Source organism: Brumimicrobium sp., assembly GCF_048268645.1.
Taxonomy (GTDB): domain Bacteria; phylum Bacteroidota; class Bacteroidia; order Flavobacteriales_D; family Crocinitomicaceae; genus Brumimicrobium; species Brumimicrobium ulvae.
This window is the reverse complement of sequence record NZ_JBLWVE010000005.1, coordinates 166,746-178,459: the sequence shown is the minus strand read 5'-3', so window position 1 is coordinate 178,459 and position 11,714 is coordinate 166,746. Positions and strand designations below refer to the sequence as shown.

The 11,714-nt window shown below is 36.0% G+C and carries 6 protein-coding genes; 2 read left to right on the top strand and 4 right to left on the bottom strand.

The window, feature by feature from the left end; all coding sequences use genetic code 11:
• The first annotated feature begins 369 nt into the window (after positions 1-369).
• Positions 370-657 (top strand): hypothetical protein, encoded by a 288-nt coding sequence (locus ACN0U3_RS06435; protein WP_417265575.1) that lies wholly within the window; start codon positions 370-372, stop codon positions 655-657.
• Positions 658-771: 114 nt separating this feature from the next.
• On the opposite strand, the gene odhB is transcribed toward ACN0U3_RS06435, so the two are convergent.
• The 3 genes from odhB to ACN0U3_RS06420 form a co-directional block, all read right to left on the bottom strand.
• Entirely contained in the window at positions 772-2,025 is a 1,254-nt protein-coding gene (gene odhB, locus ACN0U3_RS06430) for a 2-oxoglutarate dehydrogenase complex dihydrolipoyllysine-residue succinyltransferase (protein WP_417265574.1), read from the bottom strand.
• A 14-nt stretch (positions 2,026-2,039) separates the two neighbouring features.
• Complete coding sequence (locus tag ACN0U3_RS06425; RefSeq protein ID WP_299206832.1) at positions 2,040-4,766, bottom strand: 2-oxoglutarate dehydrogenase E1 component; 2,727 nt, start codon at positions 4,764-4,766, stop codon at positions 2,040-2,042.
• 100 nt (positions 4,767-4,866) lie between these two features.
• The gene (locus tag ACN0U3_RS06420) at positions 4,867-5,238 is read right to left on the bottom strand and encodes a hypothetical protein (RefSeq protein ID WP_299206835.1); all 372 of its coding nucleotides are present in this window, start codon (positions 5,236-5,238) and stop codon (positions 4,867-4,869) included.
• Between the two features lie 93 nt (positions 5,239-5,331).
• On the opposite strand from ACN0U3_RS06420, the gene ACN0U3_RS06415 reads away from it, so the two are divergent.
• Positions 5,332-6,606: an aspartate kinase gene (locus ACN0U3_RS06415; protein ID WP_417265573.1), complete on the top strand. Its 1,275-nt coding sequence runs from the start codon at positions 5,332-5,334 to the stop codon at positions 6,604-6,606.
• Positions 6,607-6,756: 150 nt separating this feature from the next.
• On the opposite strand, the gene ACN0U3_RS06410 is transcribed toward ACN0U3_RS06415, so the two are convergent.
• Positions 6,757-11,556 carry a T9SS type A sorting domain-containing protein gene (locus ACN0U3_RS06410; RefSeq protein WP_417265572.1) on the bottom strand — a complete coding sequence of 1,600 codons (4,800 nt, stop codon included), beginning with the start codon at positions 11,554-11,556 and terminating at the stop codon, positions 6,757-6,759.
• Positions 11,557-11,714 lie beyond the last annotated feature (158 nt).

The following is an 11,714-nucleotide window of genomic DNA, read 5'->3' as shown; positions in this document are numbered from 1 at the left end:
ATTTTTCATTTTTGCGTCTACGTCTTTATCTACGTCCATCTACGTCTTTTTATGTAAATAGCCTATTTTACTGGTGTTTTAGACGTACGTCTTTTTTTTAGACTTTTGTTTGAGTAGTGTTGAAAAAAGTGTTTTTTTGCAATAAAAAAATGCTCATCTACGTTTTTTTTGTCATAAAAAGACAAGTTTAAGGTGGAGATTTGGGTGGGTTTTTAGTTCTTTTTGGTGTTTTTTTGATGTTTTGATGAAATGGGAGGTAGGTTTTTTAGGGGATAGTATTTTTTGTAAGGATATTTTGCGTCCGTAATGCTTTGCACCGTCGAAGGCAGTAACGAAGTTACTTTTTAAACTTTCAAATGACACACTTTTATGAACACACTCGTTTCAGAAGGTGGTGTTCATATCGATTTAAAACAAAATTTATCACTAGATATTGCACTGAACGCTGGGTTACTTATTGCAACCGATGATGCTTTAGATCCCGAATTTGAATTCGATTATGCTGTTTACCCTCAAATAAAATTCAATATCAATCGTTTTAGTTTAGGTTTTGAGTATACCTATAAAAATTACTACAATGGATATCTTCCGTATCCAAAAGGTGGACACTACTTTGGTTTGGTGTTAGGAGGAGTTGTAGGGAAACGGATAAATTAGAAAACTACTTTTTAGCTATTGGCAGGATAATTTTTTTCAATTTATTATTTAAGCCCACAAAAAAAAGGAACATCTCTCGACATTCCTTTTTTTAAATATGCTTATTCGTTCTAATTATAGACCCAACAAAACTTCGTAAGGATCTTTCCCTCCAAAGATCATTCTCTCCGGATTCTCCAACATTTCCTTAACTTTCACTAAGAAACTTACAGATTCCTTTCCATCGATAATACGGTGGTCATACGAAAGTGCTAAATACATCATCGGACGAATTTCAACCTTTCCATCAATAGCTACAGGACGCTCAACGATATTGTGCATTCCAAGAATAGCAGATTGCGGTGGGTTAATAATTGGCGTCGACATCATCGAACCAAATACACCCCCGTTAGTGATAGTAAATGTACCACCCGTCATTTCGTCTGGCGTAATTTTACCATCTCGTGCTTTAATTGCGAGCCTCTTGATTTCTTTCTCTATTTCAGCCAGTGTCATCTGCTCTGCGTTACGCACAACAGGAACCATTAACCCTTTTGGAGAAGAAACTGCAATCCCGATATCTGCATAATCGTGCATGATCATTTCTTGACCATCGATTTGAGCATTAACAGCAGGGAATAAATTCAGAGCTTCAGTAACTGCCTTAGTAAAGAAAGACATGAATCCTAAATTCACATCGTGATGCTCACCGAATGCTTTTTTGTATTTTTTTCTCAAGTCCATGATGGGCTTCATGTCTACTTCGTTGAAGGTCGTCAGCATTGCTGTTTCACTTTTTACAGCAACTAAGCGCTCAGCAACCTTACGGCGAAGCATTGACATTCTTTTGGGTGTTTTGTCACGTGTTCCACCCCAGCCTGAAGCAGAGCTTGTGTCAAATCCAGCTGCCATTGCATCAACAACATCTTTTTTTGTAATGCGACCATCTTTTCCTGTTCCTGAAACTTGATTTGCAGAAACATTATTTTCTTTCATGATTTTAGATGCTGCTGGAGAAGCAGTTCCTTTTGCATAAGAATCTTTCACGTCTGCTTTAGGTGCTTCCTCTTTTTGAGCCTCTTTCTTTTCTTCTTTAGCTGGTTCTGCTTTTTTCTCTGCTTTTGGAGCTTCTTTTTTCTCAGGAGCTTCTGCAGAAGTGTCAATTAAACAAACCACTTGACCAACCGCAACGAGGTCACCTTCTTCCGCTTTTAGGGTAATAGTCCCTGCTACTTCAGCTGGTAATTCTAATGTTGCCTTGTCAGAATCAACTTCTGCAATTGCTTGATCTTTTTCTACATAATCTCCATCAGAGACAAGCCATTCAGCGATTTCAACTTCTGAAATCGATTCTCCTGGGCTCGGTACTTTCATTTCTATAACTGACATCTGTTTTCTTTAATTTATTTTGCAGCTACTGCTACGTATTGAAATAAGTTTTCGTATAATTTTTTTAATCTTCTTAAATGAATCTCTTTGGCTCCAGCTGCTGGTGCTGCAGAAGCTCTTCTGGCCACACATTTTAAATCAATGTGTCTCATGTTCATTGCCATGAATGTCCAAGCTCCCATGTTTTCTGGTTCTTCTTGACCCCAAATTATGTTTTCAGCATTTTTATATTTTGCTAAAATATCATCAATTTGCTTTTGAGGCAATGGATACAATTGCTCAACACGAACAAACGCCATGTCTTCAACTCCACGTTTTTCAGCTTCTGCAAGGAAGTCATAATAAACCTTACCAGAACACAACACTACATTTTTCGCTGTTTTGTGAATGTTTCTTGGATCATCAATTACTTCCTGGAAACTTCCAGTCGCTAAGTCATCCATAGTAGATACCGCTTTTGGATAACGTAACAACATTTTTGGAGAGAACACGACTAAAGGTTTTCTAAAGTTGCGTTTCAATTGTCTACGTAAAGCATGGAAATGATTCGCAGGTGTTGTTGAATTCACAATCTGTAAGTTTAAATCTCCACAACTTTGCAACCAACGCTCTAGTCTTGCAGAAGAGTGTTCCGCCCCTTGACCTTCATAACCATGTGGTAGCAACATCACTAATCCAGATTGAACATTCCATTTGTCTTCTCCTGAAGTAATGAATTGGTCAATCATGATTTGAGCACCATTCATAAAGTCACCAAACTGTGCCTCCCAAATCGTCAGACCATTAGGTTGGGCCAAAGAATAACCGTACTCATAACCCAACACTCCATACTCAGAAAGTAAAGAGTTGTAAATGGTCATTTCGGCTTGATTTTCTTCCAGTAAATTTAAGGTGATGATTTCCTCTTCATCGTCTTCTGTTTTTACCACAGCATGACGGTGAGAGAAAGTACCACGTTCAACATCTTGACCAGATACACGCACGGGATGGCCTTCGACCAATAAACTAGCATAGGCTAGCATTTCTGCCATACCCCAATCTAATTTATCACTTTCAATCATTTTAATTCTGTCATTAAACAGTTTTTTCACCTTTCTGAAAATTTTCTTTCCTTCTGGTAAAGTGGCTAGTTTATGACCTAATTCTATCAATTTCTCTTTAGAGAATTTTGTATCGATTTCTTTTTCGAAGTCTTCTTCTGTAGCATAATCAAAATCTTTCCATAGCTCGTCTAAGAAGTTGGTAACCGTTACCTTGCTTTCCTTTTTCGCTGCTTCAAAGTTTTCGTCTAACTTACTTTCTAGTTCTTTCTTTAAAGATTCATCGTAAGCTTCGTCAATCACACCTTCCTCAAGTAATTGCGTTTTGTAAATCTCTCTCGGATTAGGGTGCTTAGCGATTTTTTCATACAAAGTGGGTTGGGTGAACTTAGGCTCATCACCTTCGTTATGACCATATTTTCTGTAAGAAAGTAAATCGATGTATATGTCTTTATTAAATGCTTGTCTATATTCTAGGGCAATCAAGAATGTTTGCGCAACCGCTTCAACATCGTCTCCATTTACATGAAAAACTGGGCTTAAAGTTGTTTTCGCGATATCAGTACAATAAGTACTAGAACGACCATCTTTATAGTTCGTTGTAAATCCAACTTGGTTGTTCACAACAATATGGATTGTTCCTCCAGTTCTGTACCCCTCCAGTTCTGCCATTTGAACTACCTCATAAACTACTCCTTGGGCGGCAATTGCAGCATCTCCATGAATGATGATTGGAACAACTTTGCTTTCTGATTTTAAGTAGTCATCTATTTTTGCTCTGGTGATTCCTTCAACAACAGGACCTACCGCTTCAAGGTGAGAAGGGTTAGGAGCTAAAGTTAGTTGTACTTTCTTGTCTCCAACCGAAACATTATTGGTCAATCCTAAGTGGTACTTAACATCACCATCAAAAGTATCGTCATCGTCAAACTCTTTTCCTTCAACTTCTCCAAATAACTCTTTCAAGTCTTTATCGAAAATGTTAACCAAAGTGTTTAAACGACCTCTGTGTGCCATTCCCATAACAAACTCTTCAACGTTGAGTTCTGCTCCACGTCTAACCATTTGCTCTAATCCTGAAATTAAGGACTCTCCACCTTCAACAGAGAAACGTTTTTGACCTACGTATTTCTTCTGTAAAAACTGCTCGAAAAGCGTAGCTTCACTTAGTTTACGGAAAATAGTTTTCTTGTCATCACCAGAGAATTTCGGACGGTTATCCAACTCTAGTTTATCCATAAACCATTGCTTGCGTTTTGGGTTGCGAATGTAGTGGAACTCAAGTCCAATACTTTCACAATATGCACTTTTAAGATGTGCAATGATGTCTTTTAAAGTCGCTGGACCTAAACCGATTCTAGTACCAGCTTGAAAAACAGTGTCTAAATCACTTTCTTCTAAGTCGAAGTTTTCGATATCGAGATTGGGTGCATACTTTCTTCTTTCTCTCACCGGGTTGGTTTGAGTGAAGAGATGCCCTCGTGTTCGATAGCCTTCAATCAGGTTAATTACTTTAAATTCTTTCTGGAAGTTTTCTGGAACTTCACCGCCACCATCTTCATAGTTGGTTTGTGCGAATTCGAATCCTTCGAAAAATTTTACCCAACCTTCGTCTACATTGTTTGGGTCTTTTTTGTACGCGTTGTACAATTCATCAATTGCATTGACGTCTGCGTTACCTATATATGATACTTTGTCCATGTCATTATTTAACATTATCTGGAATAACAAATTTACAATTATATTACAGTTTAAACAGTAAATTCATCGAAATTGTTCGTTTCTATTCAACGAGAAGGAATTATAATAATCCTAATTTATACTTTTCTCGGAAGTATACCTTTTGTGCAATGCGAATAAGCAGCATTTCTGACAGTGATTCAATGGGTTCTGTTGCAGTGTTAAAAATATCATTAACCGACTGTTCAGGTAGATCAATGACATATAAAAGCTGACTAATGCTATTGGGTGATGTTCGCATAATGAGCTCAATTTCTTCAGTTAAACGCTTTTTGAATTTTGGGAAAGTAAGTAAATCATCATCGTTGAATTCGATTAGGATTCCAATTTTAGCAAATTCTTTATTCAATTGTGAAAACACAGATTTAGCAAATTCGGATTGCCCAAAAGATTCAATTAGTGTTGCGTGATTTTCAATTATGGTGTCTTTCATGCTACGATTATCACCCTCTTATTTAATTTTTTACCGAGAAGGTTATATTCCTCTAATATAATAAGATTATTTTCGCAATGAAAATCTATGGGAATGAAAGTGTTTAAATTTGGAGGTGCATCTGTAAAAACAGCAAGTGCCGTAAAGAATGTAAAGTCAATTTTAGATGGTTTTGCAAAAGAAAAACTATTTGTTGTTGTTTCTGCTATGGGTAAAACAACCAACGCAATGGAAGCTATTGTTTCTGCGCTTTACGATAAAAATTTCGACTTGTTTTGCGAACTTGTTGAAGATCGAAAATCTTTCCATATAGAGATTATGGACGCATTATTTGAAGATAAAAAGAATCCTATTTTTGAAGAAGTAAATACCTTGTTTGAGGATCTAAAGTTGATGAAAAAGGATCGTTTAGTCGAGAATTATAACTTTCAATACGATCAAATTGTATCATTGGGTGAAGTGTTGTCGTCTAAAATTATCACTGCTTATTTGTCTACTTTTCAAGATGATGTGTGTTGGAGAGATGCAAGGACTTTCATTCGAACAAATAATGATTACAGAAAAGCGGAAGTAGATTGGGAGAAAACTAAGGAGTTGATGGACATTGAGTTGAATCAACCGAATTGTCGTGTTTCTATAACTCAGGGTTTTGTTGGACATACCGAAGAAGGTTTTACAACTACCCTAGGCAGGGAAGGTTCTGATTTTTCTGCAGGAATAATCGCTTATTGTACCAATGCTGAAAGTGTAACGATTTGGAAGGACGTTCCAGGTATGTTAAATGCCGATCCAAAGTGGTTTGAAAACACGGTTAAATTGGACAAGATCTCATTTAGGGAAGCAATTGAATTGGCTTATTATGGAGCTTCTGTAATTCACCCAAAAACAATAAAACCACTTCAAAATAAAAATATTCCTTTATATATAAAGTCTTTTTTAGCACCAGCTGAACCTGGAACAGTGATTCAAGCTTCTACCGAAAATGATGCCTTAGTTCCTTCATTTATTTTTAAAGTCAATCAAATATTACTCTCGATTTGTCCTAAAGACTTCTCATTTGTCGTAGAAGAAAATTTGAGTGACATTTTTAAAAAACTAGCCCTTTCAGGAGCGCATATTAATGTGATGCAAAACTCAGCAGTAAGTTTTTCTGTGTGTATAGATATTGATAATTTTGGTTTGAATCGCCTGATTGATTTGTTGAAAGATGAATACGATATTAAATATAATGACAACTTAGAGTTGGTTACGATTCGTCATTATGACCAAAAAACGATTAATAGGGTTACAAAAGGACGTGAAATTTTGATGGAACAGAAGACGAGACAAACGGTCAGGATTGTGATGCGAAATTTAGAGGAAGAGTAGGGGGTTATTCGCATCTACAAATTTCCCGTGTACTATTATTATACGACTGATTATTCAAAGATTATAATATAATTCCCTCGCTTCTAGCATTTTTTTGATTACTAAAAGTAGCCGTGTTAACCTGTGTTCCATTCCCTTTTATTGAAGAGATTAATTAATTATCACTTTGCGTTGAATAATAGAATCTTCTGTTTGAATTTTCAACCAGTAAATACCAGGTGCTGTATCAACATTCAAGTGAAGATTGTTTTCTAACAGTACATCCTTTTCTATTATCAATCGACCTTCAGATGAGTAGAAGCCTAGTCTCCCTGATTCATTGAAACCAGTAAAGCGAATTTCAAACTTACCAGAGCTAGGGTTTGGAATAACCTCCACTTTGTTTATGTTATATGCCTCAGTTCCTAAGTCGTAACAGTAGTTAATTGTTGTCGCGTATTGCTTTGTACATCCGTTTATGTCGGTAAGTGTAATACTGATGTTATTTATACCCTCATTAAGATTGTCATTTGAAAAATAATTGCTTGAAGCGTTTCCGTTTAGCAACCATTCTTGGTCCAAATAATTTGACGATTGAATGGGCAACGATAAAGTTTCTAAACAAGGAACATCATAGTTGCTGCTAAAGTTTGGAGGAATCGGATTATTTACCCAGATTTTAAGTGTGTCAAGTGCTTCACATCCATTTATATCTGTACTAACTACATTAATTAGGTTTAATCCAGGATTATAGAAAGTGTCATCAAAAGACAGGTTTGGTTCTAAACCTGGTGTATTGTTCCATACATAATTTTGGTTGGTTGGAACTCCAGATAATATTTGGCTATCTCCCCAGCACATTATCGAATCATGCAAATAGGTCGTTATGTTTTTATGCACTTCGATTGTCAATGTATCATAGAGTTTACAACCATTAATATCGGTGCTAATAACATTCAAATAATTTATTCCAATGCTGTAAAGGCTGTCGTTAAATACAAGACTCTGACTGAGTATAGAGCCATTTTCCCAATAATACTCATTAGTAGCTGGTGTTCCTGTTATAACCTGACTTTCTCCCCAGCATATTACTGAATCATACGAATAAATCGCAGCTATTTGGTTGGGTATAATAATAGAGATTGAATCAAGAACTGGACTTGTTATTTTTAAATAAAAATCAGAAGTAATGTTGGGTAGTGTGATGTGAAAACCAATGTCATTAGCGAAGATAGTTTCTGAATTTAATGCCGTTCCATTCTCAATAAGTTCATATGTTATTGAATCAATGTTGTAATTGTTTGAATTCAAAGGGACAAATAAAGAATCATCGAAAGAGCAATAACTTAGTGTGTCATATCCAAAGTCAAAAACTGTACAGACTTCATCAAAGCAGTCATATCGAAAAATAGATGTTTTACTGGAATTAACTTCCACAATAAGTCCGGTGTTTTCTTCAATAAAACTTGCTGTTCCATTTGATGAGCAAGCTAAATTCATTACATTAACTATGTCACCACAAGGTGTAACGTCGATTTTGTTGGTTACTTTTGAGGTGCAATTTGTTTTTACATTTTGATCATTAAAGAAAATTCCACCTTTTGAAGCTCCAATTGAATCCAGGTGTATTATAAAAGGGCTTTCTTTTCTGTATTGATATGTTGCTAATTCCCAGAAGTGAAATGGAGTGCCATATTCTGTTTCATATTGGCTGTAGCTTCCTAACATTTTATGTGAATCTCCATTGCTAATTGCAATGTTATCCCTCGTTATTCCTGAAATGAAGACATCTCCTGTTTCATTGGCTACTGCAACGCTGCTTAGAGTAGTGTAATTGGCGTTAGTAATCCATTTAAGGTTGAAATCTTTATCAACTTGGAACAAATGAGTACCTTCCGGTGAAATTATAAGTGAATCTACAATCTTCAGTGTATCTCCTTGAAAACGTCTAGTAAACCCTATAGTCAGATTGTCGTTCTTATCTAAATCAAACTTTGGGATTCCGTCCCCACTCACTATAAACGCATCAGAGTTATCCATTGAGGCAAGCTTTTTAAAACCATACATTCCATCTTGTGAGTTATATTTGAAAGCCATGATAGCGTCTTTCCCCATGGAATACATTTCTGGTATATTATTACCATGATTGTTTAATCCCATAGAATAGTGTGCAACTCCAACAATTTCACCATTACTCATTTCCATTAAGCGGGGTGAATGAGTTGATTGATGACTTCCCGCGGTTGCTCCGGTGTAGACCAGCATGTTAGTAGGCATTATAAAGCTTCCTAGGTGAAATGTATTGATATAATCTCCGTCTATAGTAGTAGAAACTACATTAATACTCTTATTGGTTCCAACAGTGAAATGAATTTCAGTACTTGTTACTACTAGACTCATTATTCTCCAGCTGGCAGTAACGTTAGTGCTTGTTGCTACATGGATAGGATAGTCCATCAGGTCTCTAACCCATATCATATCTCCTGTTTGTCCATCAAACTTCACAATATATCCTTTGCGTTTATTCGTATATGAAGTTGGGTAATAGGAAATCAAATCATGATGATAACTGCTGGTACCTTCTATCCATAAAGCAGCATAAACATCTCCGTTTGCATCGAAATCAATGTCTTCAATAACAACTCCTTTAATGTCAAAACCAAATGTTGTCGCCTTTTGTTGCCATAAAAACTGATTATTTTGATCTCTTTTTGTTAGGTGGAAGGCTGGTCTTCCTGAGCCAACACCGACATTGCCGTTATGAATACCTAATTCAAAAATATTTCCCTGGTTATCTAATTTCACTAGCATTAAACTATGGCGAGACTCTCCTGGTTCTTCAGCACAAACTGACTTAGTTAATGTTTCCATACTGTCTGCGTATGTTACCCATTTTTTTGACGCACTTGTGCATCCTGCTATAGGAGTATTGGTCAATGAAATTTCATAAACTCCAGTTGTGTCCCCGAATATAGCTGGAACAGTATCTGTGATGTTATGAACTGTAAGTTCTCCAGGAGTGACATCCCAGATTCTATTTTGCTTAATTGTTACATTGGTTATTTTTACTGTGTCTTTTCTGTAATAATTTTTCGAATGGAGATAAAACAATGACCTTGGATTAGTACAGACAATGGTGTCCAGGTAGATCGAAGCTGTTTGACAGTTTCCTTGAGAGTTTTTAACAATAAGCTCAACAAAATAATTTGTGTTGTTATTGAAGATATTGCTTTCAGTTATACCAGTTGGACCCATAACATTCATGGTGTCTGCTCCTGTTCCTGGATAGCTCAAAGTACTAATGGTAGTGTTAAAATCATTGGTAATGACAAAGTCATAGGTGTTTCCTAGTTTTGTACCTATCAATTGAACTTTAACTGTGTCCCAAATACAAATAGAATCATTTCCAGTCACCAATTGAAAATCATCTGACAAATCATCTCCAGGGTAAAGTATAATATGAGAACTATCAGTTGCTGTTCCACATTGTTGCTTATGTTTAGAAATCATGTAAATAGTATCCTGAGAATTTATTATTGGAGACCAAAAACTAAAGGTTGATGTTGGTTGCGGATGAATTGAATCTAGCATTTGGTCGTTGAACCAAATTTCTAAAGCTCCATTGTAATTAGAAGTTCCAGGTGCATGAATTGCGATGCCAGTTGGTGATTGGAAGCATGGCATGGTGTCAATATTACCAAAATAATAAGGTGTTGCTGGATATAAAGGCTCAAAATACACTTGTTGCGTATCACTTCTAACAATCCCTTTATACCAAGTATGATGAACAAGATCGAAAGTTCCAAATTGATATGGAGTTTCATAGGTAAGATGGTTGTCTGTTGAAATTAAATTTCCATCAAAATACCATTTCGCAGAATCCGCATAATCAAATAATGGCGTAGCAAATAGTGTATCTCCAGGGCACGTTGAGCCTATCAAAGTGAAATCAGCTGGTATATAAAGCTCTTCCTGCTGATTCAAATCAAACCTGCTCAATCCTCCGTATTTACCGACTGCTATCCCATAGGTTTGGTCAATTGCAAAATCAATAGTTTGAACCAAGTCTCCAGTTGATGGATCTACTAAATTGTGATCGTAATAATAGACATTACTCGTGGCTGTGTCAACCTTCATAAACAAACCGTTATTAAATGTGATAATGTCGTTACTTGGAAGATAATAGGATTTAATTAAACCATTATTAAATGTTTTTATAGCATCTACTTCAATAATATTGGTGGCTATTATATTTTGATCAAAACCAATTAGAGAGCCTGACACGTTTGTACTCCAAGTCGATAGAAACTCATGATTGGCGTTGCTTGAGTGAGATAGGTTTCCAGGATGGGAGAAGTTGGGGCCTTGAATCCATGAAAGACCATTATCCGTTGATATAAACTTCTTGGAACTTAAACTTCTTATAAGCCATAAATCTGAAATAGCATTGTATTGCACAAAATTTGACGTTATATTCATTGTTGCTGGAATAGGTACAAAAACCCAAGATACTCCATTGTTTGCAGATCGGTATACCCCACCTTTTGTAGTAGCTATAGCTACGTTTCCATTGTAGTGGATGTCCTCGAAATAATTACTGCTTCCATTAGCAGATTCAAGTACATTGGCCCAAGTTGCACCGCCATCAGTTGTGCGTATAATGATGCCCTTTTTATTGGTATCGTCTTTTCCAACCAAACAATATATTTGAGGAGAAACTATAATTGCATTAGTAAATGAATATAATGTCCATGGCATAGCGAAATTACCCAAGTTCATTTCAGTCCATGTATATCCTTCATCAATAGATTTTAAAGCTTTTATTCCTCCTATGAGTGAAATTCCATTTTGCTCACTTATTTCGGCGAATCGAAATGAATTAGTAGTGCTGTGAGAGATTGTGGTGAATTGTGAAAATGCGCTGAATGTCAGTGTCCAAACCGAGAAAAGAAGTGTAATTGCTTTAAGCATATAATTTAGATTTACAGAAGCTTAGTGTTCGTAATTGCTCTGTAAATATAATTATTATTCAGAGTAATTTAATTATTAATGTCTGAAATATAGCGAGATAGTCTATGCAAAAGGAAAACAAATACTATTAAAAATCGCGTTTGCTCTTGGCTATAGAC